This window comes from Segnochrobactrum spirostomi (assembly GCF_009600605.1).
Classification (GTDB): Bacteria; Pseudomonadota; Alphaproteobacteria; order Rhizobiales; family Segnochrobactraceae; genus Segnochrobactrum; species Segnochrobactrum spirostomi.
Window position 1 is genome coordinate 3193254 of record NZ_VWNA01000001.1, and the last position, 25831, is coordinate 3219084.

The 25831-nt window shown below is 67.7% G+C and carries 22 protein-coding genes and 1 pseudogene; 15 read left to right on the forward strand and 8 right to left on the reverse strand.

From position 1 onward, the window contains the following. The first annotated feature begins 223 nt into the window (after nucleotides 1-223). From F0357_RS14455 to F0357_RS14480, 6 genes are all read left to right on the forward strand, one after another. Entirely contained in the window at nucleotides 224-1477 is a 1254-nt protein-coding gene (locus tag F0357_RS14455) for a GTP cyclohydrolase II (protein ID WP_153483184.1), read from the forward strand. A 38-nt stretch (nucleotides 1478-1515) separates the two neighbouring features. After that, nucleotides 1516-1740 carry a hypothetical protein gene (locus tag F0357_RS14460; RefSeq protein ID WP_153483187.1) on the forward strand — a complete coding sequence of 75 codons (225 nt, stop codon included), beginning with the start codon at nucleotides 1516-1518 and terminating at the stop codon, nucleotides 1738-1740. Further along, nucleotides 1737-2132, forward strand: a complete 396-nt coding sequence (locus tag F0357_RS14465) for a type II toxin-antitoxin system death-on-curing family toxin (protein WP_153483190.1) — start codon at nucleotides 1737-1739, stop codon at nucleotides 2130-2132. Before F0357_RS14460 ends, F0357_RS14465 begins: the two co-directional genes overlap by 4 nt. Before the next feature lie 51 nt (nucleotides 2133-2183). Next, entirely contained in the window at nucleotides 2184-3425 is a 1242-nt protein-coding gene (locus tag F0357_RS14470; protein WP_208948348.1) for a DUF1688 family protein, read from the forward strand. A 94-nt stretch (nucleotides 3426-3519) separates the two neighbouring features. Further along, entirely contained in the window at nucleotides 3520-4164 is a 645-nt protein-coding gene (gene upp, locus F0357_RS14475; RefSeq protein WP_153483195.1) for a uracil phosphoribosyltransferase, read from the forward strand. Nucleotides 4165-4317: 153 nt separating this feature from the next. Beyond that, entirely contained in the window at nucleotides 4318-5817 is a 1500-nt protein-coding gene (locus F0357_RS14480; protein WP_153483199.1) for a phosphomannomutase/phosphoglucomutase, read from the forward strand. A 44-nt stretch (nucleotides 5818-5861) separates the two neighbouring features. Here F0357_RS14480 and F0357_RS25510 read toward each other — a convergent pair. After that, nucleotides 5862-6643 (reverse strand): annotated as a pseudogene (locus tag F0357_RS25510) (IS5 family transposase). Between the two features lie 161 nt (nucleotides 6644-6804). Here F0357_RS25510 and F0357_RS14490 point away from each other — a divergent pair. Beyond that, nucleotides 6805-7686: an AraC family transcriptional regulator gene (locus F0357_RS14490; RefSeq protein WP_376767835.1), complete on the forward strand. Its 882-nt coding sequence runs from the start codon at nucleotides 6805-6807 to the stop codon at nucleotides 7684-7686. A 183-nt stretch (nucleotides 7687-7869) separates the two neighbouring features. On the opposite strand, the gene F0357_RS14495 is transcribed toward F0357_RS14490, so the two are convergent. Continuing rightward, nucleotides 7870-8091 carry a hypothetical protein gene (locus F0357_RS14495; protein ID WP_153483203.1) on the reverse strand — a complete coding sequence of 74 codons (222 nt, stop codon included), beginning with the start codon at nucleotides 8089-8091 and terminating at the stop codon, nucleotides 7870-7872. A 322-nt stretch (nucleotides 8092-8413) separates the two neighbouring features. Here F0357_RS14495 and F0357_RS14500 point away from each other — a divergent pair, with 322 nt between their 5' ends. After that, nucleotides 8414-10234, forward strand: a complete 1821-nt coding sequence (locus tag F0357_RS14500; RefSeq protein ID WP_153483207.1) for an aminopeptidase P family protein — start codon at nucleotides 8414-8416, stop codon at nucleotides 10232-10234. A 293-nt stretch (nucleotides 10235-10527) separates the two neighbouring features. Here the strand turns inward: F0357_RS14500 and adhP are convergent, their stop codons facing one another. The 6 genes from adhP to F0357_RS14530 all read right to left on the reverse strand — a co-directional run bounded on the left by adhP (nucleotide 10528) and on the right by F0357_RS14530 (nucleotide 16884). After that, a complete protein-coding gene (gene adhP / locus F0357_RS14505) occupies nucleotides 10528-11556 on the reverse strand; it encodes an alcohol dehydrogenase AdhP (protein WP_153483210.1) in 1029 nt (342 codons plus the stop codon). A gap of 153 nt (nucleotides 11557-11709) precedes the next feature. Next, a complete protein-coding gene (locus tag F0357_RS14510; RefSeq protein ID WP_153483219.1) occupies nucleotides 11710-12945 on the reverse strand; it encodes a GGDEF domain-containing protein in 1236 nt (411 codons plus the stop codon). Nucleotides 12946-13268: 323 nt separating this feature from the next. Continuing rightward, the gene (locus F0357_RS14515) at nucleotides 13269-14978 is read right to left on the reverse strand and encodes a c-type cytochrome (protein WP_153483230.1); all 1710 of its coding nucleotides are present in this window, start codon (nucleotides 14976-14978) and stop codon (nucleotides 13269-13271) included. Nucleotides 14979-15153: 175 nt separating this feature from the next. After that, on the reverse strand, nucleotides 15154-15684 hold the full coding sequence (locus F0357_RS14520) for a chromate transporter (RefSeq protein ID WP_153483234.1): 531 nt from the start codon (nucleotides 15682-15684) through the stop codon (nucleotides 15154-15156). Nucleotides 15685-15698: 14 nt separating this feature from the next. Beyond that, nucleotides 15699-16331 carry a chromate transporter gene (locus F0357_RS14525; protein WP_246161463.1) on the reverse strand — a complete coding sequence of 211 codons (633 nt, stop codon included), beginning with the start codon at nucleotides 16329-16331 and terminating at the stop codon, nucleotides 15699-15701. After that, nucleotides 16324-16884, reverse strand: coding sequence for a hypothetical protein (locus F0357_RS14530; protein WP_246161465.1), 561 nt, complete (start codon nucleotides 16882-16884; stop codon nucleotides 16324-16326). Before F0357_RS14530 ends, F0357_RS14525 begins: the two co-directional genes overlap by 8 nt. Between F0357_RS14530 and F0357_RS24585 the strand changes: the two genes are divergently transcribed. The 7 genes from F0357_RS24585 (at nucleotide 16870) to F0357_RS14560 (ending at nucleotide 25679) form a co-directional block, all read left to right on the forward strand. Next, nucleotides 16870-17451 carry a hypothetical protein gene (locus tag F0357_RS24585; protein ID WP_246161466.1) on the forward strand — a complete coding sequence of 194 codons (582 nt, stop codon included), beginning with the start codon at nucleotides 16870-16872 and terminating at the stop codon, nucleotides 17449-17451. The two genes, F0357_RS14530 and F0357_RS24585, sit on opposite strands and share 15 nt — an antisense overlap. Further along, on the forward strand, nucleotides 17427-18998 hold the full coding sequence (locus F0357_RS14535) for an OpgD/OpgG family glucan biosynthesis protein (RefSeq protein WP_208948349.1): 1572 nt from the start codon (nucleotides 17427-17429) through the stop codon (nucleotides 18996-18998). Before F0357_RS24585 ends, F0357_RS14535 begins: the two co-directional genes overlap by 25 nt. Next, on the forward strand, nucleotides 18986-21253 hold the full coding sequence (gene mdoH, locus F0357_RS14540; RefSeq protein ID WP_153483241.1) for a glucans biosynthesis glucosyltransferase MdoH: 2268 nt from the start codon (nucleotides 18986-18988) through the stop codon (nucleotides 21251-21253). Before F0357_RS14535 ends, mdoH begins: the two co-directional genes overlap by 13 nt. A gap of 164 nt (nucleotides 21254-21417) precedes the next feature. Further along, nucleotides 21418-22725, forward strand: coding sequence for a UDP-glucose dehydrogenase family protein (locus tag F0357_RS14545; RefSeq protein WP_153483243.1), 1308 nt, complete (start codon nucleotides 21418-21420; stop codon nucleotides 22723-22725). A gap of 82 nt (nucleotides 22726-22807) precedes the next feature. Continuing rightward, nucleotides 22808-23605 carry a tellurite resistance TerB family protein gene (locus tag F0357_RS14550; protein ID WP_153483247.1) on the forward strand — a complete coding sequence of 266 codons (798 nt, stop codon included), beginning with the start codon at nucleotides 22808-22810 and terminating at the stop codon, nucleotides 23603-23605. 62 nt (nucleotides 23606-23667) lie between these two features. Further along, nucleotides 23668-24441, forward strand: a complete 774-nt coding sequence (locus F0357_RS14555; RefSeq protein ID WP_153483249.1) for a TlyA family RNA methyltransferase — start codon at nucleotides 23668-23670, stop codon at nucleotides 24439-24441. Then, a complete protein-coding gene (locus F0357_RS14560) occupies nucleotides 24438-25679 on the forward strand; it encodes a class I SAM-dependent RNA methyltransferase (protein WP_153483252.1) in 1242 nt (413 codons plus the stop codon). The genes F0357_RS14555 and F0357_RS14560 overlap by 4 nt, the downstream gene beginning before the upstream one ends. The last annotated feature ends 152 nt before the right edge of the window (nucleotides 25680-25831 follow it).

Genomic DNA, 25831 nt, shown 5'->3' on the forward strand with positions numbered 1-25831 from the left:
TCTATATGTGTACGCCGTCACCGCCGCGGCAGTGGCTGATGTGGCGCAAGGCCCGCGCGGCGAAATCGTCGGGGCATAGAGGCTGCGGTCGGCGGACCATCTGGAGGGCGATTTGTCGTACGCGTCATCGAAAGCGGTCTGATCTTCTCCCGTTCGCCGCGAAAGCTTCTTCGCAGCGTGTTCGCCCCTTGATCGACCTCGTCCCAGTGTGAACGTCCCCATCATGGCCCCTGCCCAGAACCGCCCGAGCCACATCCGTCTGACCTCCCATCCGGGTGCCGGTGCGCCGCTGCGCATGACCGTCGCTTGGGGGGAGGCCGATCCGCGCGAGCGCGGCCCGGTGATCGGGACGGTGAGCCGGCCGGGCGATCGCAACGCCATCGGCACCCACGGCGGCTCCTATGCGCTCTATCGCGCGCTCGCGGTATCGTCCGGCGCGCTCAACCCGATCCAGCGTCCGGACCTCACCAACACCGCGCCCGTGATCGGGATCGGCCCCTTTCCGCAATGGTCGGAGCCGGGCCGCATCGTCTCGCTCGATCCGTGGGGGCACCTTTCGGGCGATATCTTCGCCGATTTCATCGCCGAGGGCGTCGATATCCGCCCGACCATCGCGATCACCAAGGCGCACCTCACGCTGCCCGAGCTCATGCCGCTGATCGAGAGCGGGCGGCTCCCGGCAGACGGCACGGTGGTGAAGCCGAGCGGCGAGATCGCCGTCGTCAAGGCGGCGGTCGATCCGGTCTGGTATCTGCCGGGCATCGCCGAGCGTTTCTCGGTCTCGGAAGAGCAACTGCGCCGGACCCTGTTCGAACAGACCGCCGGCATGTACCCGGAACTCGTCACCCGGCCGGACATCGACATCTTCCTGCCGCCGATCGGCGGCATCACCCTCTATATCTTCGGCGATCCCGCCGCGGTCGCCGATCCGGCGCGCAAGCTCACCTGTCGTGTCCACGACGAGTGCAACGGCTCCGACGTGTTCGGCTCCGATATCTGCACCTGCCGGCCCTATCTCATTCACGGCATCGAGGAATGCGTGCGCAGCGCTCAGGCAGGCGGCGCCGGGCTCATCGTCTACAATCGCAAGGAAGGCCGGGCCTTGGGCGAGGTGACGAAGTTCCTGGTGTACAATGCGCGCAAGCGGCAGGAGGGCGGCGATCAGGCCTCGACCTATTTCGAGCGCACCGAATGCGTCGCCGGCGTTCAGGATGCCCGCTTCCAGCAATTGATGCCGGACGTGCTCCACTGGCTCGGCATCCGCCGCATCGACCGCTTCGTCTCGATGTCGAACATGAAGCACGACGCGATCGTGCGCTCCGGCATCGAGATCGGCGAGCGGGTGCCGATCCCGAGCGAGTTGGTGCCCGCGGACGCCCAGGTCGAGATCGAGGCCAAGAAGGCCGCCGGCTATTATGCCCCGGACGGCGTCGCCGACACGAGCCAGGTCGTCGGCCGGCCGATCGACCAATATTGAGCTATAATGCCTCCGTGAATGCGCAGGGAGACGCCGTCATGATGCCGGTCAAGATCGAGGGCGAGCACGGCACCGTCGAGATGAAGGTGCCGGCGGAACTGTTGGAGCGGATGGCGCGCGAAGGCGGCGGTCTCGCGGCCGTGTCGACCGACGACGGACTTCTCCTCACGACGCTCGATCACGCCCGTTATCTGGAGCAGCGCGCGCTCGGGATGGAATTCCTCGCCGACTATGCCGAGACGTTTCGAGATCTCGCAAAATGAGCGCCGAGCCGACCTGGCTCGATCGCCGGGCGCTGCTCGACGTCCATGACGCCACGATCGCGCGCGACGGCGGACTGCCTGGGCTGCGGGACGAGGGGCTGCTCGAATCCGCGCTCGCCCGGCCGCTTCAATTGTTTCATTACGGGGGCATCGAGGACGTTCCGACCCTCGCGGCCGCCTATGCGGTGGCGCTCGCCCGCAATCACGCCTTCTTCGACGGCAACAAGCGGGCGGCGTTCGCCGCCCTCGGTCTCTTTCTGCTCGCCAATGGCCTGCGCCTCACGGCGCCCCCGGCCGAGGCAACGCGTGTGATGATCGCCGTTGCCGCAAGCGAATTGGATGAAGAGGCGTTCGCCGCCTGGGTCGGACGCAATGTCAGCCCGCGTGCGTGAACGCCGCACGCCCCTCCTTTCCTCTCTCCGCCTAGTTCCGACCGAGACCCGATGACCCTGTCCGACGATGCCTTTCTCGCCCGGTCCCTGCTCACGCCGCGTGCGGTGCGCGAGCGCGCGCATCGCATGCTGGCGCTCGCCCTCGATAACGGGCTCGACGATCTCGCCGTCGATCTCGGCCGCCTCGACGCGGTCGCCGATTATGTGATCGACACGACCCGTGCCGCCTATCCCGACCTCGCCGTGCCGCCGCATTCGCGCTGGCGTCATTTCACGGCCGGCGGCTTCGACCGCTGGGGCATGATCGCCGATGTCCGCGGCTGGACCGATGCCCGGGAGGCCGCCCGCGCGGCCGCCGATCTCGCCATCGTCAGCGTCCTCCTCGATGCCGGCGCCGGCGCGGCGTGGCGCTTCGAGGAGGGGGTGACGGGCGAGACCTTCGCCCGGTCGGAGGGGCTCGCGGTCGCGAGCTTCGCGATGATCGCCTCGGGCGTCCTCTCGGCCGACCCGGGCGACCCGATCCGCGTCGATGCCGAGGCCCTGGAAAATCTGTCGGAGGAGGAACTCGCGGGCGCCTTCCAAGTCTCGGACGATAACCCGCTCGCCGGGCTCGCAGGCCGCGTTGAACTGATGCGCAATCTCGGAACGGTCGTAGACGAAGCGCCGGACGTCTTCGCTCTCGCCGATCGGGCCCGCCCCGGTGGCATCGTCGATGCGCTCGTCGCCAAGGCCGACGACGGGCGGCTGCCGGCCGCGGCGATCCTGGAGACGGTGCTCGCCGCGCTGGGGCCCATCTGGCCGTCGCGGATCGAACTCGCCGATGTGCCGCTCGGCGACACGTGGCGCCATCCGGCGCTCGTCACGGGCGACGCCACCACGGGCCTCGTGCCGTTGCACAAGCTCTCCCAGTGGCTGTCCTATTCCCTGATCGAGCCGCTGGAGCTCGCGGGGCTCGACGTCGTCGACCTCGACGGGCTCACCGGGCTCGCCGAATATCGCAACGGCGGTCTGATGCTCGATCTCGGGCTCGTCGCGCTCAAGGATCCGGCCGATCTCGCCCGCGTCCACACCGTCGATTCGCCCCTCGTCGTCGGCTGGCGCGCTTTGACCGTGGCGCTGCTCGACACGGTCGCCGACCGCGTTCGCGCCAAGCTCGGTCTCGACGCGGTGTCGCTGCCGCTCGCGGCGGTGCTCGAAGGCGGCACCTGGGCGGCGGGCCGGCGCATTGCCGCGGCGCTTCGGCCGGGCGGCGGACCGCCGCTCTTGATCGCGAGCGACGGCACGGTGTTCTGACGCACGCCTGTTCGGACGGGCCGCGCCGGTCGGCCCTTTCGGCGCACGGGGCGAAGCGCTAAGGTCCGCCATCATCAGCGGAAGGGGCTTGCGTATGGCGGGATCGGGTTGGGACGGGGTGACGGTGATCGATCATCCCCTCGTGCAGCACAAGCTCAGCCTGATGCGCGATCGCAATACGTCGACCCTCGATTTCCGCCGCCTCCTGCGCGAGATCTCGATGCTGCTCTGCTATGAGGCGACGCGCGACCTCGAGCTGACGACGGCGACGATCGAGACGCCGCTGACCACGATGGAAGCCCCGGTGCTCGCCGGCAAGAAGCTCGTCTTCGCCTCCATCCTGCGCGCCGGCAACGGCCTCCTCGAGGGCATGCTCGATCTCGTGCCGGCGGCTCGCGTCGCCCACATCGGCCTCTACCGCGACCCGAAGACCCTCGTCGCCGTCGAATATTATTTCAAGGCGCCGGACGATCTCCACGAGCGGCGGGTGATCGTGCTCGATCCGATGCTGGCGACCGGCAATTCGTCCGTCGCCGCGGTCGATCGTCTGAAGGAGCGCGGCGCCTCGGATCTGCGTTTCGTGTGCCTGCTCGCGGCGCCGGAAGGCATCGAGCGGATGCGGGCCGGCCATCCGGACGTGCCGATCGTCACCGCCGCGGTCGACGAGCGGCTCGATTCTCACGGCTATATCGTGCCCGGTCTGGGCGACGCCGGCGACCGGATGTTCGGTACGAAGTAGGCCGCCCGCGCCCCCGAGCGGCGCCCGCTGGTGCGATCGTGAAACCGCAGCGCCTTCGCCGCCGTTTCAGGATCTCCCGCCGATGAAATAAGTTCGTCGCATCGCCGCCCTAAACCCGACTTTCCCGACGTTCAACGATAAGGCGCAACACCGATGTATCCGATCCCGAAGCCGGTCCTCGTTCCCAACACCTACGCTTACGAATCCGAGCCGATGGTGAAGCCGACCGGCTTCCGCGAGTACGACGCGCGCTGGCTGTTCGGCAAAGAGCTCAACCTGATGGGCGTGCAGGCCCTCGGCATGGGCATCGGCACCTACCTCAAGGAAATCGGGGTGAAGCCGGAGATCGTGACCGGCCACGATTTCCGCTCCTATTCCGCCTCGATCAAGATGGCGCTCATCACCGGCCTGATGGCCTCGGGCGTGCGCGTCCACGATATCGGCCTGGCGGTCACGCCGATGGCCTATTTCGCGCAGTTCGCCCTCGACGTGCCGGCGGTCGCCATGGTCACCGCCTCGCACAACGAGAACGGCTGGACCGGCGTGAAGATGGGCGCCGCCCGTCCGCTCACCTTCGGGCCGGTCGAGATGACCCGCCTCAAGGAGATCGTCCTCGCCTCCAAGTTCGACCTCTCGGGCGGCGGCTCCTACGTGTTCGAGGCGGACCTCGCCGAGCGCTACATCGCCGACCTGACAAACCACCCCAAGATCAAGCGGCCGCTCAAGGTCGTCGCCGCCTGCGGCAACGGCACCGCCGGCGCTTTCGCGCCCCGGGTGCTCGAAGCCCTCGGCGTCGAGGTAGTGCCGCTCGACGTCGAGCTCGATTACACCTTCCCGCGCTACAATCCGAACCCCGAAGACCTCAAGATGCTGCACGCGATCCGCGATGCGGTGCTCGAATCGAAGGCCGATGTCGGCTTCGGCTTCGACGGCGACGGTGACCGCTGCGGCGTGATCGACAACGAGGGCGACGAGATCTTCGCCGACAAGGTCGGCGTCATGCTCGCCCGCGACCTCTCCAAGGTCCACCCGGGCGCCACCTTCGTCGTCGACGTCAAGTCGACCGGCCTGTTCGCCACCGATCCGGAGCTGATCGCCAACGGCGTGAAGGCGGACTACTGGAAGACCGGCCATTCCTACATGAAGCGCCGCGTCAACGAGATCGGCGCGCTCGCCGGCTTCGAGAAGTCGGGCCATTATTTCTTCAACAAGCCGATCGGCCGCGGCTACGACGACGGCCTCATCTCGGCGATCGCCATCCTCGACATGCTCGACCGCAGCCCGGACAAGTCGATGGCCGATCTCAAGAACGCCCTGCCGAAGACGTGGGGTTCGCCGACCATGTCGCCGCACTGCGCCGACGAGGAGAAGTACGGCGTCCTCGACAAGGTGGTGAAGCGCTTCGAGGCGATGAAGGAAGCGGGCGAGCAGGTCGCCGGCCACCCGATCGTCGACCTCGTCACGGTGAACGGCGTGCGCGTCGTCACCGACGACGGCACCTGGGGCCTCGTGCGCGCCTCGTCCAACAAGCCAGAACTGGTGGTCGTGGTGGAAAGCCCGGTCTCCGAGGCGCGCCTCAAGGAGATGTTCCACGCCGTCGACGGCGTGCTCCGCGAGAACCCGGAAGTCGGCGAGTACAACCAGACGCTCTGAGCGACGGTCGCCATCGGCGGGGTCCCGAGCGAAGGGGCCCCGACCTAGGCGGCGTGGACAAATTTGAGCCAGTATCTGGCGGTAGCGAGATGGACCATGCCGAGGAAGCTGTTGGCAAGCTGGTCGTATCTGGTGGCAATGGCGCGGTTGATTTTGAGGTGGCCGAACATGCGCTCGATGCGATTGCGCTGCTTGTAGATCGCCCGATCATGCTCGATCTTCACGCGGCGGTTTGATCGGCCAGGAATGACGGCCTCGATATTCCGTTTTGCAAGGTCGACACGGATTGCATCGGCATCGTAGCCCTTATCGGCAAGCAAAGCGTCGGGTGCGCGCTTGGGTAGGTCGATCAGGGCCTCATAGGCTTTGCAGTCGGCAGCTTCGCCGACCGTCAGAAGGAAGGCGAGTGGTCTTCCGAGGGCATCAGCGAGACAGTGAAGTTTACTGGTGAACCCGCCCCGCGAGCGGCCAAGAGCGCGTCGATGAGTCCCCCTTTTCCGCCCGCTGCCGATACATGGGCGCGAACGGTGGTGCTATCGATGCTGTAGTGGCCGGTGTCTGCCATGACTTCGGCGAGCGTCACGGCTACAGTCTCCCAGGCCCCAGCTTCGCTCCATCGTCGGAACCGGCGATAGATGGTGTTCCAACTGCCATACTTGGGCGGAACGTCACGCCAAGGTGCACCACAGCGAAGCCGCCAGAGGATGCCGTTGATGATGGAGCGGTTCTGCTCAGGGCGTCGGCCACGCCCACGGTTTTCAGGCTCGATGGGCAGCAAGCCCTTCAGAATGCGCCACTCCGCTTCGGTGAGAACGCCCCGGCTCAAGCCTGCCTCCCAAAAGTAGCCTTGAATCAACCCGCAGGGCCCGCGTCAAACTCGTTTTGCTTTTGCAATCCCTTCCAAAATCGCAAGATCAGTCGAGCGCCTTGCCCACTGGGAGCCTTATTTACGGGCTCGCCACCAACAAGGAATATCTCGTGCCAAAGCTGACTGCCGATCTTGCTCGATATCATACGCGCATGCAGCGTGTTGTCGCGCATATCGACGGCAATCTCGACGGCGATCTCGGTCTGGAAGCGCTGAGCGCCGTCGCGGCCTTTTCCGCCTGCCATTTTCATAGGCAATTCAGGGCCATCTTCGGACTGTCGCTGCATCGCTACGTGCAATTGGTGAGGATGAAACGGGCTTCGTGGTGCCTCGCCTATCGGAATGATGTTTCGGTCATCGAGATCGCTCTGGATGCCGGTTACGAAGCTCCGGACAGTTTTGCCCGGGCTTTCCGCCAGCGCATAGGGCAGGCGCCAAAGGCTTTTCGCGAGGAACCGGACTGGTCGGCATGGGCAGCGGCAATGGAGCCGCTGGCTGAAGTTAGGAGCCAGATCATGACGCAAAACTTTTCCATCGACGATGTCACCGTTCGGGAGGAAATCGACATTCCCGTGGCTTTCATGAGCCATCGCGGTGATCCTGAAAGGCTGGGTGAGACAATCCGTCAGTTCATTGCTTGGCGCAAGGCGAGCGGCGTGCGTGCCGCAACCAACGCCACCTATACGATCTTCCACACCGATCCCGATAGCGTTGCGGCCGAGGATTACCGGATCGATCTCGCCGCCGCGACCAAGCGTGCCATAACGCCCGCCGACGAAGGCATGGAAGCGGGCCTAATTCCGGCAGGCCGGTGCGCAGTGCTGCGCATTATCGGCCAGAGCGATAATCTGCGGCCCGCAGCGGAATTTCTCTACGGGCAATGGCTGCCAGCCAGCGGCGAAGAACCCAGAGAATTTCCACTCTACGCCCGGCGCGTTAGCTTTTTTCCAGACGTGCCCGAACACGAAGCGATTACCGATCTCTATCTTCCCCTGAAATAATCCGTGCGTTGGAGCGGGACTGCCATCTTCTCCAGATGCGATGTTCCCGCTCCAATACCGCGTCGGAATTTGTCCACGCCGCCTAGGGACGCTCATCAGCGCAAAGCGCCCCAGAAACGCAAAAAGCCCCGGCTGGCGGTATCCCGCCCCGGGGCTTCGTCGTTTCGAGCCGCTTATGTGCGGTCAGACGACCGGCAGACGGGCCGCGGCTCGGGTGTCGGCCTGGCGTCGGCCGTAGCCGTAGGCCGGGATCAGCGAATCGTCCATCGTCAGGGCGTGGCCATAGGCGAACCGACGCGCTTCGCGGTCGCGGCCTTCCATCATGCGGTCGACCACGCGGGCGAAATAGCCGCGGCGGGCGGTGGTCGCAGAGCCGAACAAAGCCGGGGTCGCAATGTGAGCCATCGGAGCTCTCCTTAATCCTTCATCCAAGTCGCCGGTCACGCGGATCGCTCTTCGGCGGACCCGTTGGGCAGCGTCGCTGTTTCATCGCTTTTGAACGAGACCTTTATCTCGCAACGCAGCATCGCAAGGAATGGTGACGCCCGCATAACGGCCATGCATTGGCGGCATGCACCGTTTGGTAATTGTTGCGGCGCAATAAAGGTGATTCCACGACAGGCCTTCGCGGACCTTGCGGCTCGCGGGCGCTGGCGATCCTTGGCGATTTCCCGTTCGCCGCGCGCCGGGCTATAGATCGCCCCGGATGATCGATCGGGATGCGCCCATGTTCCAGAGCTTCGAAGACGTCGCCAATCCCTCGACCGGCGCGCCGCGCCTCGCACGTCTGCGCGAGCGGCTGGCGGTGGCCGGTCTCGACGGCTTCATCGTGCCGCGCGCCGACGAGCAGCAGAACGAATATGTGCCGCCCGCGGCCGAACGCCTCGCCTGGCTGACCGGCTTCACCGGCTCGGCCGGCATCGCCGTCGTGCTCACCGATCAGGCCGCCGTGTTCGTCGACGGCCGCTACACGGTTCAGGCGGCGGCGCAGATCGATCCGGCCGCGTTCTCGGTGTGCTCGCTCACCGATCTGCCGCCGTCGCGCTGGCTCGGCGAGCGGCTGAAGCCGGGGCTACGCATCGGCTACGATGCCGCGCTCCACACCATCGCCTCGGTGCGGCGGTTCCGCGCCGCTTGCGAGGCGAAAGGGGCGGCCTTCGTTCCGGTCGCCGCGAATCCGCTCGACGAAGCGTGGGAGGACCGGCCGGCGCTGCCGCTCGGCACTGTCATGCTCCAGCCGATCGAGCTCGCCGGCGAGGACGTCGCCGCCAAACTCAGCCGGCTCGATGCGCTGATCGGCGACGCGGGGGCCGATGCCACGGTGCTGACCCAGCCCGATTCGATCGCCTGGACCTTCAATATTCGCGGCACCGACGTCGCCCACAATCCGGTGCCGCTCGCCTTTGCCGTGCTGCACCGCGGCAAAAGGCCGTCCCTCTTCGTCGACGGCCGCAAGCTCTCGAACGCGGTGCGCGACGCCCTCGAGGCGGTCGCCGACGTCGCCGAGCCGGGGGCGTTCGGCCCCGCGCTTGAGGCGCTCGGGGCCCGCGGCACCACCGTTCTGCTCGATCCCGAATGGGTTTCGGACCTCGTCGCCCGCCGCATCGCGGATGCCGGCGGCAAGATCGTCGAGGGGCGCGATCCGGTGATCCTGCCGAAGGCCGTGAAGAACGCGGTCGAGATCGCCGGGACGCGCACCGCCCATCTGCGCGACGCGGCGGCGATGGCGCGCTTCCTGGCCTGGCTCGATATCGAGGCGCCGAAGGGTGGGCTCGACGAGATCACCGTCGCCGAGCGGCTCGAGGCGATCCGCGCCGAGACCGGGGCGCTCAAGGACATCTCGTTCGACACCATCTCCGCCGCCGGCCCGAACGCGGCGCTACCCCATTATCGGGTGACCCGTTCCTCGAACCGGCCGGTCGCCCGCGACGAGATCCTGCTCGTCGATTCGGGCGCGCAATATCAGGACGGCACGACGGACATCACCCGGACCATCATCGTCGGTGAGCCGACCGACGAGATGCGCGACCGTTTCACCCGCGTCCTCCTCGGCCACATCGCGATCTCGACCGCCCGGTTCCCGGAGGGCACCAGCGGGGCGCAGCTCGACCCGCTCGCGCGCATCGCGCTATGGCGCGCCGGGCTCGATTTCGACCACGGCACCGGCCACGGCGTCGGCTCCTATCTCTCGGTTCACGAGGGGCCGCAGCGCATCTCGAAGCTCGGCACCACGCCGCTCGAGCCGGGCATGATCCTGTCGAACGAGCCGGGCTTCTATAAGCCGGGCGATTACGGCATCCGCATCGAGAACCTGATCCTGGTGACCGCGCCCGCGATTCCGGACGGCGGCGACCGGCCGATGCTCGGTTTCGAGGTGCTGACCTTCGCGCCGATCGACAAGCGGCTCGTCGATGTCGACCTGCTCGGGCGGGATGGACGCGATTGGCTCGACGCCTATCATGCCGAGGTGTTCGCCAAGGTGGCGCCGCTCGTCGATCAGGAGACCCGGACCTGGCTCGCGGAGGCGACGGCCCCGATCGTCCGCTGAGGGGCGCGGCACGCGACGGAACCGCCCGTCGCCTCGCTCGTTTTCCCGCCGAAGACGTGTTGTCTCAGGCGGGAGAGCGAACCATGCGCGGCATTTTCCTCTGGCTGATCGGCATTCCGATCCCGATCATCATCCTGATCTATTTGCTGTTCTGAAGCGGCGGTGATCGCGTCGCCGAGGCGCGGACGTCCACCGATGAAGAAAGGGCCGCACGGATCGTTCCGCGCGGCCCTTTCGCGTCTTGGGAGGAGACGCGGATTCGAGAGTGAAGCCGGCGAGAGTCCGGCGCGGCGTCAGGCGCCGATTTCCATCACCACGCGGCCGTCGATCTTGCCCGCGTGCATGCGGGCGAAGATGTCGTTGATGTCGTCGAGGCTCGCGCGGTTGACCGTGGCGCGGACCTTGCCCTCCTCGGCGAATTGCAGGGATTCCTGGAGATCGAGGCGGGTGCCGACGATCGAGCCGCGCACCGTGATGCCGTTCAGCACCATGTCGAAGATCGGCAGCGGGAAGGAACCGGGCGGCAGGCCGTTGAGCGAGATGGTGCCGCCGCGGCGGACCATGCCGAGCGCCTGCTCGAACGCCTTCGGCGAGACCGCCGTGACGAGGACGCCATGGGCGCCTCCGATCTCCTTCTTGAGGAAGGCGGCCGGATCGCGCTCGATCGCGTTCACCGTCACCGTCGCGCCGAGCTTACGGGCGAGGGCGAGCTTGTCCTCGGCGACGTCCACCGCTGCGACGTTGAAGCCCATCGCCTTGGCATATTGCACGGCCATGTGGCCGAGGCCGCCGATGCCGGAGATCACCACCCAGTCGCCGGGTTTGGCCTCCGTCACCTTGAGGCCCTTGTAGACCGTCACGCCGGCGCACAGCACGGGCGCGATATCGACGAAGCCGATGCTCGCCGGCAGGTGGCCCACATAATTCGGGTCGGCGACGACATATTCGGCGAAGCCGCCGTTCACCGAATAGCCGGTGTTCTGCTGCTCTTCGCAGAGCGTCTCCCAGCCGCCGAGGCAATGCTCGCAATGGCCGCAGGCGCTGTAGAGCCAGGGCACGCCGACGCGGTCGCCTTCCTTGACGTGCTTGACGCCCGCACCCACGGCGGAGACGTAGCCGACGCCCTCGTGGCCCGGAATGAAGGGCGGCTTCGGCTTCACCGGCCAGTCGCCCTCGGCGGCATGGAGGTCGGTGTGGCAGACGCCGGAGGCCTCGATCTTCACCTGGATCTGGCCCGCGCCCGGAACCGGCACCGGAACTTCCTCGATCGTCAGCGGCTGGCCGAACGCCCGCACCACCGCCGCTTTCATCGTTTTCGCCATGACACCCTCACGAACGCTCGGATCGGATGCCGGCACCGTAGGCGGGGTGGCGCGGCACCGGCATTGATCCCGGTCAAGGGCGGCAGGCGCGGGGTCGGGCGGCTCCTGTCGCGGCGGTGTTCAGGCGGCGGATCATTCAGAAGACGTCGTGTTTCAGGATGCGGCTTGCAGCGGCACCACGGTGAAGCGCGCCACGCGCTCGGGGTCGACGCTGGTGCCGGAGAAGATTCGCACGACATCGCGTCCGGACGCCTTCGCGTCGTAGAGGGCGCTGTCGGCGGCCACGCACAGGAGCTCGATGGTGTGAAGCGCCGGGGAGTGCTCCGCAATGCCGGTCGAGACGGTTCCCTGGATCGGAAAGCCACCGATCGCGGCGAGGCGCTGCTTCGTGGTGTTGCGGATGCTCTCGGCGATGCGGCGGGCCGCGGCCAAGTCGCACCCGGGCAGAAAGATGCAGAATTCCTCCCCACCGATCCGCCCGACCAGATCGTCGCGTCGCACGCAGACTTTGAGGCCGTCGGCGAACGTCTTCAGCACCTGATCGCCCACCGCATGGCCGAAGCGGTCGTTGACCTGCTTGAAATGGTCGATGTCGAGCATCAGGAGGCAGCCCGGATCGTTACGGAACACGACGGATTCGAGCTGACGCGTGGCCGCCGACAGGAAGGCGCGGCGGTTCAGCAATTTCGTCAGGTCATCGAACGAGGCGAGCCGATCAAGCACGACCACGAGCACCACGGTGTTCCAGCTCATGGTGCCGACGAACATCACGAGGGCGATCACCGAGGCGATCAGGCCGAGTGGTGTGTTGTTCTGGTCAGAGAGGTGCCATGTCACGCCCGCTCCGAACGTCGTGGCGAGCACCCCGGCCCGGCCCGCGAGCACGGCGCCGAACGTGATGAGGAGTGCGCGGCGGGCAACCGACGTCACGCCCACGATCGGGCGCATCAGGATGACGATGGTGTAGATACCCCAGCCGAGACCGAAGGCCGCCGAGACGACGACCCCCATTTTCTCCGGATCGGCGCTCGTCGCGCACGCGATCGCCAAAATGGCGAAGCAGGCAAATGCGAGGATGGCTTGCCCCCTCCAGGCGGCCGGCCGGCCGGTGAAGCGCCGTACCCCCTCGGCCATCAGGCCGAGAGCGAACACGATCATTCCGTTGCCCAGGACGTTCGGCACGGCGTTCGGTAGCCAGAGCCACATCGCCTGGATGCTGAGCCCAAAGCCGATCGCGAAGTTCGCGCCCGACCATATGATTAGGGAGGGCTCCTGCGGATAGCGTTGGGAGACGAGGAGGTGGGAACCGGCCATCACGAGCGTGATGGCGATCGCCGCCAGCGTCAATGTCTGGCCGTCCACGAAGACGAGATTGGCGAACGGATTCATCCGGTCATCCGAAAGGGCGGCGACACCTCGCCTCTGCGCAGGGACGGTGCGGCGAGGCGAGTGGCCGGCAAAAACAAAGCGGGGCTGATGCTCCGTGCAGCCGTCGCGAGGCCGTGACGCTTCGGGGCTTCCATCACGCGCCGCACGGCGAGGCTCGCCACATCGTTGCAAGCGCGATTGCAACGAAAAAAAGGCTGCACCATCTCAAGCGCGACGCGCCGGAAATGGTGCAGCCGATTGATGAAGAAGCCGTGTCGTTTCGACGTGCCGCCCGGTTCTTTCCGCCCCCGCGGCGTCCGCGGGGGCGGTTAGGGTACAAAGTGCTACTTGCCGCTCGCTTTGACCTGATCGGCGATCGCCTTCTCAAGCCAGATGTCGCGGCTCTCGCCGGCGGCCTGGGCCGCCGCCTCGGCGCCGGTCAGCACCGATTGCGGCAGCGGCACGTTGACGAACACCTTGGCGCCGGTCGGCAGCGCATTCGCCATCACCTCGCTGTTGACCTGCGTGGCGAAGGCATCGACGACCTGCTTCTTCTGGGCTTCCGACAAAGCCGCATCCTGGGCAACGATCGGGCAGAAGGCGGCGATGGTGTCGTCGACGAGCTGGGCGTCCGAGATGCCGGGCGAGGCCTGTCGGATCTCGTTGATGAGAACCGGGATCTGCGAACCGCCACCACCGTTCGACTTGATGCCCTGGAGCATCGTCAGGATCCCCGAGCCGGGGTTCGACAGGGTGCCGTTGATGTCGTCGCTGCTGACGCGCGGGCAATCGAGCTTCTGGGCCGCTTCGGTGCCGAGGTCGGTTGTCGTGATGCCGGAGCGGATCGAGGCGACGGTCGCAAGGGTGGCATTCGCCGAGCCCTTGTTGCCCCAGGAGGTGCGGACATAGTTCACCACGTCCACGATCTGCTGGTCGGTGAGGGCGGCGGCGAAGGAGGGCATGTCGCCGTAGGAGCCCTTGCCCTTGAGGCCGCCCACGACGGCGCTGATGACGTCGTTCGGCTCGCCCGCCTGCACCGCGCCGTTGCCGGCGAGGGCGGGAATGGCGTTCGGGATGCCGGTGCCGCCGGTCTGATGACACTGCGAGCAGACGTTGAGATAGACCACCGCGCCGGCGTGGCGGCGCTCGTCGGGCTGGGCCTTGGCGGTCGCGACCTCGTCCGGCGTCGCCTTGAGATAGGCTACGATGGCGTGGAGGTCGTCGTCTTTGAGCTTCGACAGGCTTTCGTGGACGACTTCGGCCATCGGGCCGAACACGACGCCCTTCGCCTGGGTGGCCCCGGTCTTGAGATATTGGAAGAGCTGATCGTTGCTCCAGCCGCCGACGCCCGAGCGCAGGTCTGACGAGATGTTGGGGGCGAAATAGGTGTCGACCGTGCCGCCGGCGAGTTCCTTAGAAGGCTCCATCGCGCCCATGATGTTGCGCGGCGTGTGGCATTCGGCGCAGTGGCCGAGCGCCTCGACGAGATAGGCGCCGCGGTTGATCTGATCGCTCGCCTTCGGGTTCGGCACGAAGGTGCCGGGCGTGAAGAACATCTCGCGCCAGACGGCGAGGGATTGCCGCACGTTGAAGGGGAAGCGGAGATTGTTCTGCTGTGGCGGCGCCGTCTCGGGCGGCAGCGAGAACAGGTAGGCCTTGATCGCCTTCACGTCGTCCGGCGTGATCTTGGTGAACGAGGTGAAGGGGAAGACCGGATAGAGGAATTCGCCGTGAGCGCCGATGCCGTCGTGCAGCGCGCCGTAGAACTGGGCGTCCGTCCAGTTGCCGATGCCGGTCGCCTTGTCGGGGGTGATGTTCGGGGTTGTCAGCACGCCGAACGGGGTGTTGATCGGCAGGCCGCCGGTGAACGGCTTGCGACCCGGCCCGGTGTGGCAGGGCATGCAATCGGCGGCGGTGACGAGATATTTGCCGCGCGCGATCAGATCGGCTTGATCGTCCGCCCGGGCTGGGCTCGAGGCGGCCGTGACGGCCGCAACCACACTCAGACCGGCCGCGGCCAGCCACGACTTCATCGGCGAAGCTTGCATATCCATCCCCAGCGTCCGCGATGCCCGTAAATCGCCGGCGCCGGCCGGGGAGCGCGCTCCCGCGAAGTCTGACGCCTTCGATCGGCTTCGTTCTTGTCAGTCCACGCCCACGATCCCGGTTCGCGCGGCGTGTTGCAAGACTTTTCGAGCCGTTCCAGACTTTCGCGGCAGGGGTGCCGTATCAGCGCAACAGGAAGACGCCGGCGATTGCGGCCGCAAGGATCATCAGCGCCGGATTGACCCGGTGGCGGAAGTAGAGGACGCAGAACACCACCACGGCGAAGACGACCGGGATCCATCCGGTGATGGCGGTGCGCGCGATCGAGATCGTGCCCGCCGTCATCAGGCCGATGACGAGCGGCGCGAAGCCCCGCTGCACCGAGAGGCGCCAGGGCGAACCCTCGAAATGGTTCCAGATCCGCGATGTACCCCAGGCGATGATCGAGGCGGGGGCGAAGAAGCCGACGAAGGCGAGCGCAGCGCCGACGAAGCCCGCCACGTGGTAGCCGATGACGATCACCATCAGCATGTTCGGGCCCGGCGCGAGCTGGCCGAGACCGTAGATGTTGCGGAACTGATCGTCGCTCAACCAATGGTGGACGTCGACGGTCAGCGCCTTCATTTCCGGCAGGACCGCCGTGCCACCGCCGACCGCGAGGATCGACAGCAACGAGAACACGCCGAGAATGTTGAGATCGGTATGGTCGCTCATCGTCGCCCCGCGGCTCAGTCGGCCGGCTTCTTGTCGAGACCCGTCCGGTCGGCCGCGTGAACGCGGTCCTTGTGGGGACGGTAGAGGAAGATTGCCACAGGCCCGACGGTGAGCAGCACGATCACCAGCGAGATGTGGAACACGCTCACCATCACGATGGTGACGAGCACGATGGCGATGTCGAGCAGATGCTCGAGCTGCTTGTGGCCGATCTGGAGCGTGACCGAGGCGAGGAGCCCGACCGACGCCGCGCCGACGCCGGCCAGTGCCGCGTTCACATAAGAATTATGGTTGTTCGAGACGTAGGCGATCCCGAGCACGAGAATGAGCAGGCCGCCCGGGAGCGTCATGCCGACAAAGCCGACGATGGAGCCGAGCGGGCCGCGCAGGCGGTCGCCGACGATCACGCTCATGTTCGTCGCGTTGAGCCCCGGCAGCGCCTGGGAGATTTCCAGCGCCGCCAGGAACTCTTCCTCGTCGAGCCATTTCTTTTGGCTCACGAGGCTGTTGCGCAGATAGGCGACGACGCCGCCGCCGAAGCTGACCGCGCCGATCACCAGGAAGGTCAGGAAGACCTCGAACAGCGAGACCTTCCCGGCCGGGCTCTTCTCGGGCGCGGTCGCGGGGGCGACCGGCTGTTCAGTCATGTCCGACATCGGTTTTGCCCCGGCCGTAGACCATCGCGGTCTTGGTGGTGCCGAGGGAAACCCATTCCGGCGCGCCGGTCTGAACCGCCTTGTAGAACGCCTCGGACTTGAGCTTCGCCTTGTGGTGGATGTCGTCGTAGCGGTTGAAATGCGCCTGGAAGGCGAATTCGCCGATCAGCGACTTCTCCGAGGCGCGGTCGCGCCAGATCGCGATCGTCGCCTTCGCGTCGAAGCCGTGGCCGAAATAGAACCGGCCGACATTGACCTGGACTTCCTCCACGCTCGTGTTGTTGACGAGGTCGATCCGCGTCTGCGGCGCCACCTCGACGCGCTTCATCGCCGGGAACACGGCCACGATGTCTTCGAGATAGTGGTCGAGCACGATGTTCGGCGACGTGACCACGCAGTTGTGGGAATAGAGGCTGCGCGCCTCGCCGAGCACGGTCTTGGAGGTGAGAATTTCCTCCTTGAACTTCACGTCGCCGGGGTTCGCAAGCTGCGGCGTCATATCGACGCTCGTGGCGATCGCGAGATCCGGATGCCGGAACTTCACGGTCAACTCGTGATCCTTCTGCGGCCAGCCGTCCACATAGAAGGTGCGCTTGCGGAGAATGAACGCGTTCTTGTAGAGATCGTAGTCCTTGGTGTCGTAGAAAAGTATTTCTCGAACAAAGCGATGAAAACCGTTCTCGTTCGTCTTTACTTCGACGCCGTGTTCATTCGCAATTCGACAAATGATTGTCCAATAGCGCTCGAACGCATCCGGATCGGGAAATTGGCTCGCATTCAGGAGGATTTTGTACTCTCTGTAGTGAATGTCGTCCATGGGGAGGCCTTGGCGCAGCGGAACGTGAAAGGGAATCGGCGCGCCCCCGAAGCGACACCGCAGCGCGACATTAGCGGCAAACCGCCGGCACACAAAGACTTCACGTTTTCCGGCGCGCCGGCAGGCCCCGGATGTTCTTTCTCTCTCGTCGGCTCGTTGCGCGTGCGTGCGGCGGCCGGAAGCGGAACCAAGCTCGGTGCCCGCGATTATCGCTGCGTCTCGACTATCCGCCGGTCGGTTGGGTCGGCGGCGGCGAACCGAGAGGCACGATGCTCAAGCGACGCGAATTCCTGATCGGGGCGGCCGCGCTGCCGCTCGTGGCGATGCCGCTCGGAGGCTTGTTCGGGCCGCGCGAGCGCGGCGGCGATGCCGAGGCCGAGGACGCTCCGGGGGCGGTCGGGCCGCAGCCTTTCGATGCGGGAAATGTCCGCGCGCTCGCCCGCGCCCTCGCCCAGAAGCCCTACAAGAAGCCGGCCGCCAACCTCCCGACGCCCTACGACAAGCTGAGCTACGACGACTATCGGGCGATCCGCTTCAATCCCGAGCGCGCGATCTGGAAGGGGGAGAACCGGGGCTTCGAGCTCCAGCTCTTCCACCGCGGCTTCCTGTTCCAGGATCGGGTCGACGTCTTCCTCGTCGCCGACGGCATGGCCCAATCCATCACCTATCGGCCCGATCTCTTCGTCTTCGAACGCGGCGTGAAGCCGCCCGCGGCCGGCCAGGACCTCGGCTTCTCCGGGTTCCGCCTACATGGCCCGATCAACCGCGCCGATTATTTCGACGAGATCGCCGTGTTCCAGGGTGCGAGCTATTTTCGCGCGGTGGCGAAAGGCCAAGTCTACGGCCTGTCCGCGCGCGGCCTCGCGATCAACACCGCTGACGCGGCGGGCGAGGAATTCCCGGCCTTCCGCGCCTTCTGGATCGAGCGGCCGGAACCGGGGGCGAACTCGGTTGTCGTCCACGCGGTGCTCGACAGCCCGAGCGCGGCCGCGGCCTATCGCTTCACCATCCGCCCCGGCGAGGAGACCGTGTTCGACGTCGAGACCGCGATCTATCCGCGCGTCGATCTCGACAAGGCCGGGCTCGCCCCGCTGACCTCCATGTTCTTCTTCGATGCCGACGACCGCCGTGGCGTGGACGATTTCCGTCCCGCCGTTCACGACAGCGACGGCCTCCTCATGCAGACCGGGCGCGGCGAGACCTTGTGGCGCCCGGTGACCAACCCGAGCGAGCTTCAGCTCAGCGCCTTTGCCGACGCGAACCCGCGCGGTTTCGGCCTGATGCAGCGCAACACCGATTTCGGCCATTATGAGGATCTCGAGGCGGCCTACGAGCGGCGGCCGAGCGCCTGGATCGAACCGATCGGCGATTGGGGCGAGGGCACCGTGCAACTCGTCGAGATCCCAACCGACGAGGAGATCCACGACAACATCGTCGCCTTCTGGCGCCCCAAGGGCACACTCAAGGCGAAGTCCGAGTACACCAAGACCTACCGCCTGCATTGGCGCGCCGGCGACCAGACCGGCGCCGGGCTTGCCCGCGCGATGCAGACCCGGGCCGGGGCCGCGCCGCGGCGACCCGAGGGCGACCGCATCTTCGTCGTCGATTTCGTCGGCGACAGCTTGAAGGACATCGCCCCCGACGCGGCCCCGAAGGCCGACGTCTCGACCTCGGCCGGCCAACTCCACGACATCGTCGTCGAGCGGCTGCCTGGCGCGAACGCCTGGCGCCTGAGCGCCCAATTGGATACCGGGGGCGCCCCGCTGGCGGAACTCAAGGCGCGGCTCCTCGTCGGCGACAAGCCGGTCACAGAAACATGGGTGTTCCGATGGACGGCGTGAGGTTGCGCCTCGAGCGGGCAGGGGAGGCCGACGGCCTGGTACCGCGGCTCGCAGATTTCCGCGCGCTTCCCGACGAAGCGCCGCTCTCGATGCCGGTGCAATCCCTGCGGAGTGAAGCCCGCGCCCGCCCACTCGGTCCCAACGCGATTGCCGGGCGGCGGCTTCTCGTGCTCGGGGCGGCCTTCGCCGTCTGCGTCGCGGGCGCGTTTGGCATGTACGAGGTGCTGGTCGTCGGCGGCCTGACGGTGCTCGAAGACGTCGTTCTCGTGCTCTACGTGCTGCTGTTCGGCTGGATCGCGCTGTCGGTCGCAAGTGCGGTCGGTGGATTTCTGGCGATCGTCGCGGGGTCGAACCGCCTCGGCATCGACCCGGCGGCGCCGCTGCCGCCGCTCGCGAGCCGCACCGCTCTCCTGATGCCGACCTACAACGAGGATCCCGCCCGCGTCTTCGCCGCGCTCCAGGCGATGCACGAGGAGATCGCGGCGGCAGGCCGGCTCGACGCCTTCGACTTCTTCATCCTGAGCGATACCACCGATCCCGCCGTCTGGCTCGCCGAAGAGGCGGCCTTCCTGCGCCTGCGTGCCGAGGTCGAGAGCCGCGGACGCGAGCAAGTCTTCTACCGCCGCCGCCGCGACAACACCGAACGCAAGGCCGGCAACATCGCCGAGTGGGTGCAGCGCTTCGGCGGCGCCTATGATCACATGCTGATCCTCGACGCCGACAGCATCATGACCGCGGACGCCGTCGTCCGCCTCGCCGAGGCGATGGAGCGCCATCCGACGGCGGCCTTGATCCAGACCTTACCGGTCCTCGTCAGCGGACGAACGTTGTTCGCGCGGCTCCAGCAATTCGCCGGCCGGGTCTACGGGCCCCTGATCGCACAGGGCATTGCCTGGTGGCACGGACCGGACGGCAATTATTGGGGCCACAACGCCATCATCCGGGTGGCGCCGTTCGCGGCCCATGCCGGCTTGCCCCACATCGAAGGCCGTAAGCCGTTCGGTGGCCACATCATGAGCCACGATTTCGTCGAGGCGGCGCTGATGCGGCGCGCCGGCTGGAGCATCCACATGGTGCCGGGTCTGCCCGGCAGCTACGAGGAGAGCCCGCCCTCGCTGATCGACTTCGCAGCCCGCGACCGCCGCTGGTGTCAGGGCAATCTGCAACATCTCGCCGTGCTGCCGGCGCGCGGGCTCCATTGGGTGAGCCGCATCCACTTCCTCGTCGGCGTCGGGGCCTATCTCAGCGCGCCCCTGTGGCTCCTGTTCCTCGCCGTCGGCATGGCGCTCGCACTCCAGGCGCGCTTCGTGCCGCCGGATTATTTCTCCAAGGATTTCTCGCTGTTTCCCACCTGGCCCGCCCAGGACCCGGTGCTCGCCGCCTGGATGTTCGCGGCGACGATGGGATGTTTGGTGCTGCCGAAATTCATGGGGCTCGCCCTTGTGATCGGGCGGGAGCGCCGCGCCTTCGGCGGCGCGTTCGCGACGTTGGCGGGCGTCGTCGTCGAGATCGTGCTCTCGGCCCTGGTGGCGCCGATTATGATGCTGCTGCAGTCCGCCGCCGTCGTCGACATCCTGATCGGCCGCGACGCCGGCTGGTCGGCGCAGCGCCGCGACGACGGCCGCGTTCCGTTCGGCGCGATCGCGCGGCGGCACGCCATGCACACCCTCGTCGGGCTCGCGACGGCGGTCGCCTCCTATCTCATCGCGCTACCGCTGTTCCTCTGGATGCTACCGGTGACGCTCGGCCTCATCCTCTCGATTCCGTTGTCGGCTTGGACCGGCTCGCGGTGGGCGGGGCAGGGGATCGGCCGGCTCGGCCTCCTGCGGACGCCCGAGGAACGGGCACCGCCGCCGGTCCTTCTGCGGGTCGCCGAACTCCAGGCGCTCTATGCCGAAACGGGCACCCCGTCCGACCCCATCGCCCGCCTCGCTGGCGACCCCGCGCTTGCGGCGGCCCATCTCGCGATGCTGCCGCCGCCGTCCTGGCGGCGCGGACCGGCCATCCGGACCGACCTCCTCGCCGGCTTCGTCAAACTCGCCGAGGCGGCGACGCTCGCCGAGGCGGAGCGGGCGCTCGATGCCAAGGAACTCGCCGCCGTGCTGGCCGACCCGGACGGCTTCGCGGCCCTGATCGCGGCGGCGCGCCGGGCTCAGATCTTCGACGTGCCGCCTACGTCGATGGTTCCGACGTCAGCCCGTCGGCCCTCGTCCGGATCGCCCCGGGATGCCGCGTTGGCCGTCACCGCATCGTGACATGTTGCTGGCCCGGCACCTGTCGCAAACGTCTTCAACTTGTCATCGTCGCCGTCTTCGTCCACCTCATCGTCTTGGACTTGTCGCATCGGGCCATTAGACGGAAGGGTCATCCGTCGCGAATCCGCCGGCGAGCCGCGTCGGCCTTGGAGTGTATCGCTGTCATGAAGATCGCCGTGTTGGGCGCAGGCTATGTGGGCCTGGTGTCGGGAGCGTGCTTCGCCGATTTCGGCCACGAAGTGACGTGCGTCGACACCGACCCGGCGAAGATCGAGAGCCTGCGCGCCGGCCGCATCCCGATCTTCGAACCGGGCCTCGACGATATCGTCGAACGCAACGTGAAGAGCGATCAGCTTCGCTTCACCAGCGACACCGCCGCGGCGGTCGCCGGGGTCGACGTCGTGTTCATCGCGGTCGGCACGCCGTCGCGGCGTGGCGACGGCCGGGCCGATCTCACCTATGTCTACGCCGCCGCCGAGGACATCGCCCGGGCGGTGAGCGGCTTCACCGTCATCGTCACCAAATCGACCGTGCCCGTCGGCACCGGCGATGCCGTCGAGCGCATCATCCGCGATGCCGTGCCGGAGGCGGACGTCGCCGTCGTCTCCAACCCGGAATTCCTGCGCGAGGGCGCGGCGATCGAGGACTTCAAGCGGCCCGACCGCATCGTCATCGGGCTCGAGGACGAGCGCGCCCGCGCGGTGATGGCCGAGGTCTACCGGCCGCTCTTCGTCAACCAGGCGCCGGTGATGTTCACCCGCCGCCGCACCGCCGAGCTCATCAAGTACGCGGCGAACGCCTTCCTCGCGACCAAGATCACCTTCATCAACGAGATGGCCGATCTCTGCGAGGCGGTCGGCGCCAACGTGCAGGAAGTCGCCCGCGGCATCGGCCTCGACAACCGCATCGGCTCGAAGTTCCTCCACGCCGGCCCGGGATTCGGCGGGTCCTGCTTCCCGAAGGACACCCGCGCCCTGTTGGAGACGGCCCGGGAAGCCGGTACGCCGAGCCAGATCGTCGAGGCGGTGATCGCCGTCAACGAAGGCCGCCGCCGCCGCATGGCGGACAAGGTGGTGCGCGCCTGTGGCGGCTCGGTCGCGGGCAAGACGATCGCCGTGCTCGGCCTCACCTTCAAGCCGAACACCGACGACATGCGCGAGAGCCCGGCGATCGACATCGTCGGCGCACTCCAGGACGCGGGCGCCCATATCCGCGCCCACGATCCCGAAGGCATGGAGCAGGCGGCGCGGGTGCTCGAGGACGTCGAGTTCACGAGCGGGCCCTATGCCTGCGCCACCGGGGCCGATGCGGTCGTCCTCGTCACCGAGTGGAACGCCTACCGCGCCCTCGACCTCGGCCGCCTCAAGGAGGCGATGGCGATCCCGATCTTCGTCGATCTGCGCAACGTCTATCGCCGCTCCGAGGTCGAGCGGCACGGCTTCACCTACGCGGACGTCGGCCGCGGCGGGTGAGGCGGGGGCGCTCCCGCTTGCGGTGCGGTCCGTTCGCTCCCATCTCAGGCGTCCGACCATGACACAGCGGAGCGCTCTGCCGATGATCGACACTAAGAAGCTTCTCGACCAGTTCCTCGGTGCCGGCGCGTCGGGACAGATGGCGGGCGATCCGCTCGGGTCGATCGGCAAGGCGCTCCAGGGCGGGCTCGGCTCGCTCGCCGGCGGGGCTCAGGACGCGCTCGGCAACAAGGGGGCTCTCGGCGGGCTCGCCGGCGGCGCGGTCGCGGGCGGCCTCGTCTCGATCCTGCTCGGCTCCAAGTCCGCCCGCAAGATCGGCGGCAAGGTGCTGACCTATGGCGGCCTCGCCGCCGTCGGGGCCATCGCCTACAGCGCCTACCGCAACTGGCAGGCCGGCCAAGGCGCGGCCGGCACGCCTGCGGCCCCGGCCGGCGGCCCCGCGACGGTCTCGGGGCCGGCCGCCGCCCCCGCGCTGCCGCCGCCGGGCACGCCGTTCGATCCCGCCAGCGCCCCCGGTGGCGAGGCGGCGCTCGCCCATACGATCGTCCACGCCATGATCGTCGCCGCGAAAGCCGACGGCCACGTCGATGACGCCGAGCGTGCCCGCATCCTCAAGCAACTCGGCGAGATCGGCCTCGACGGCGACGAGCGTGCCTTCCTCGACGCCGAGCTTTCGAAGCCCCTCGACATCGACGGCGTGGTCGCGAGCGCGACGACGCCCGAACTCGCCGCCGAGATCTATGCTGCCTCCCTCATCGCCGTGACGGCGGACGCCCCGGTTGGCCGCGCTTATCTCGACCTTCTGGCCGCCCGCCTGAAGCTCGACCCGGGCCTCAAATCGGCGCTCGAGGCGGCGGTGACGGAACACCTGGCCGCCTGAACGGGGATCGCGGTGGCCATTCCGATTGCCCCGGTGCGGCGGCTCGGTTTAGAACGCCTCGCATGTCCAACGTTTCCTTGCCCGACGACGGCGGGGCGCGCCGGCGGCTCGACCTCGAGCTCGTCGCCCGCGCCCTCGCACCGAGCCGCGCCCGCGCCCAGGATCTGATCCGTCGCGGGCTCGTTTCCGTCTCCGGCGCAGTCGTCGCAAAACCCGGTCTCCTCGTCGATGCGGCGACGCCGGTCGCGCTCTCCGCCGAGGCGCCGGACTGGGTCTCGCGGGCGGCGGAGAAGCTCGTCGCCGGCCTCGATCATTTCGGCTTCGATCCGGCGGGCCTGAACGCCCTCGATCTCGGCGCTTCGACCGGCGGCTTCACCGAGGTGCTGCTCTCCCGCGGAGCCGCCGCGGTGCTCGCGATCGACGTCGGCCACGGGCAGATCCATCCGAGGATCGCGAGCGACGCCCGCGTCCATGTTCGGGAAGGGCTCAATGCCCGCGATCTCGCCGGCACCGACCTGCCGTGGCCGATCGGTGTCGTCGTCTCCGACATGAGCTTCATCTCGCTCAAGCTCGCGCTTCCGCCGGCGCTCGCGCTCGCGGCGCCGGGGGCGTTCGGCGTCTTCCTCGTCAAGCCGCAATTCGAGGTCGGCCGCGCCTTCGTCGGCAAGGGCGGCGTGGTGCGCGACGCCGCGAAGGCGGACGCGACCGCGGCGGAGATCGCCGCCTGGCTCGGCACCGTCGCGGGCTGGCGGCCGCTCGGCCTCGCCCCGTCGCCGATCGCCGGTGGCGACGGCAATCGTGAATTCCTCCTCGGTGCGGTGAAGGACCCGTCATGAACGAGATCGTCACCATCGCCCGGGTCGGCCATCGCGGCGACGGCATCGCCGACACGCCCGCCGGCCCGCTCTACGTGCCCTACACGCTGCCCGGCGAGGTCGTCTCGGTCGAGCGCCGCGGCACCCGTGCCGATCTCGCGGCGATCGAGCAGCCGTCGCCGGCCCGTATTTCGCCCGCCTGCCGGCATTTCGGCACCTGCGGCGGCTGCCTGCTCCAGCATTGGCGCGGCGACGATTATGCCGCGTGGAAGCGCGATCTGGTCGCCGCCACCCTCGCCGAGGCGGGCCTCGAGGTCGCCGTCGATCCCCTCGTGCCGGGCCGGCCGGGCATGCGCCGCCGCCTTGCGCTGACCGCCGTGCGGGCGGGGCGCGGCATACTCCTCGGCTTCAGCGAGCGTCAGGCGCATCGCATTGTGGACATCGCCGAGTGCCCGATCGCGATGCCGGCGCTCGTCGCCGCCTTGCCCGGCCTCAAGACGCTCGCCGCCGATCTGCTCGGCCGCAAGGACCCGCTGCGCCTCGTCGTCACCGCGACCGCCGAGGGCCTCGACATCGCGGCGACGGGCGCGCGGAAGATCGATCCCCGCACCCACGGCGAGATCGTTGGCCGCCTGCTCGCCGGCGATTATGGCCGCGCGGCCCGTCTCAGCGTCGAGGGCGAGGTCGTCATCGCCCCGCGTCAACCGATGGTCGACGTCGACGGCGTGATGGTCGCGCTGCCGCCGGGCGGTTTCCTCCAGGCCGTCGCCGAGGCCGAGACCGCCATGGCGGCGCGGGTGATCGAGGGCATCGGCGGGGCCCGCCGGATCCTCGATCTGTTCGCCGGAATCGGCACCTTCTCCCTCCGCCTCGCCCGCTCCGGCGCCGTTCACGCGGTCGACGGCGATGCGGCGGCGATCGGGGCGCTCGCCGAGGCGCGCCGCCGCGCCGCCGATCGCCATCCGGTGGCGACCGAGGTGCGCGACCTCTTCCGCCGCCCGTTCCAGGGCAAGGAACTGGAGCGCTTCGACGCGGTGGTGTTCGACCCGCCCTTCGCCGGCGCCAAGCTCCAGGCGGAGATGCTCGCCGTCTCCAAGGTGCCGACCATCGTCGCGGTGTCGTGCAATCCGGCCACGCTCGGCCGCGATCTCGCCATCCTGGTCGCAGGCGGCTACCGGGTGACGCGCGTCACGCCGATCGACCAGTTCCTCTGGTCGCCGCATGTCGAGGTGGTCGCCACGCTCTCCCGTCCGCGCTGACCGACGGGTAGCCGACCAGCGGTTCGGCCCGCCGGCGGGCGTGAGCCGCTCGCAGCCCGAGCACGCTGAAGCCCGCCGCTTCGGGGCCTCAGGTGCCAAAGCGAGCAGTTCACTTTTTCGTTGCCCGCTCGCGCGCCGTTCTGCGATGAGAG

Excerpts from the sequence above, each read along its gene's own strand:
- upp (WP_153483195.1), top strand. The coding sequence starts at position 3,520 with ATGGCGGGATCGGGTTGGGACGGGGTGACGGTGATCGATCATCCCCTC.
- F0357_RS14535 (WP_208948349.1), top strand. The coding sequence starts at position 17,427 with ATGCTCAAGCGACGCGAATTCCTGATCGGGGCGGCCGCGCTGCCGCTC.
- F0357_RS14460 (WP_153483187.1), top strand. The coding sequence starts at position 1,516 with ATGATGCCGGTCAAGATCGAGGGCGAGCACGGCACCGTCGAGATGAAG.
- F0357_RS14480 (WP_153483199.1), top strand. The coding sequence starts at position 4,318 with ATGTATCCGATCCCGAAGCCGGTCCTCGTTCCCAACACCTACGCTTAC.
- F0357_RS14550 (WP_153483247.1), top strand. The coding sequence starts at position 22,808 with ATGATCGACACTAAGAAGCTTCTCGACCAGTTCCTCGGTGCCGGCGCG.
- adhP (WP_153483210.1), bottom strand. The coding sequence starts at position 11,556 with ATGGCGAAAACGATGAAAGCGGCGGTGGTGCGGGCGTTCGGCCAGCCG.
- F0357_RS14525 (WP_246161463.1), bottom strand. The coding sequence starts at position 16,331 with ATGACTGAACAGCCGGTCGCCCCCGCGACCGCGCCCGAGAAGAGCCCG.
- F0357_RS14520 (WP_153483234.1), bottom strand. The coding sequence starts at position 15,684 with ATGAGCGACCATACCGATCTCAACATTCTCGGCGTGTTCTCGTTGCTG.
- F0357_RS14510 (WP_153483219.1), bottom strand. The coding sequence starts at position 12,945 with ATGAATCCGTTCGCCAATCTCGTCTTCGTGGACGGCCAGACATTGACG.
- F0357_RS14560 (WP_153483252.1), top strand. The coding sequence starts at position 24,438 with ATGAACGAGATCGTCACCATCGCCCGGGTCGGCCATCGCGGCGACGGC.
- F0357_RS14465 (WP_153483190.1), top strand. The coding sequence starts at position 1,737 with ATGAGCGCCGAGCCGACCTGGCTCGATCGCCGGGCGCTGCTCGACGTC.
- mdoH (WP_153483241.1), top strand. The coding sequence starts at position 18,986 with ATGGACGGCGTGAGGTTGCGCCTCGAGCGGGCAGGGGAGGCCGACGGC.
- F0357_RS24585 (WP_246161466.1), top strand. The coding sequence starts at position 16,870 with ATGCCGGAACTTCACGGTCAACTCGTGATCCTTCTGCGGCCAGCCGTC.
- F0357_RS14470 (WP_208948348.1), top strand. The coding sequence starts at position 2,184 with ATGACCCTGTCCGACGATGCCTTTCTCGCCCGGTCCCTGCTCACGCCG.
- F0357_RS14495 (WP_153483203.1), bottom strand. The coding sequence starts at position 8,091 with ATGGCTCACATTGCGACCCCGGCTTTGTTCGGCTCTGCGACCACCGCC.
- F0357_RS14455 (WP_153483184.1), top strand. The coding sequence starts at position 224 with ATGGCCCCTGCCCAGAACCGCCCGAGCCACATCCGTCTGACCTCCCAT.
- F0357_RS14555 (WP_153483249.1), top strand. The coding sequence starts at position 23,668 with ATGTCCAACGTTTCCTTGCCCGACGACGGCGGGGCGCGCCGGCGGCTC.
- F0357_RS14545 (WP_153483243.1), top strand. The coding sequence starts at position 21,418 with ATGAAGATCGCCGTGTTGGGCGCAGGCTATGTGGGCCTGGTGTCGGGA.
- F0357_RS14515 (WP_153483230.1), bottom strand. The coding sequence starts at position 14,978 with ATGGATATGCAAGCTTCGCCGATGAAGTCGTGGCTGGCCGCGGCCGGT.
- F0357_RS14500 (WP_153483207.1), top strand. The coding sequence starts at position 8,414 with ATGTTCCAGAGCTTCGAAGACGTCGCCAATCCCTCGACCGGCGCGCCG.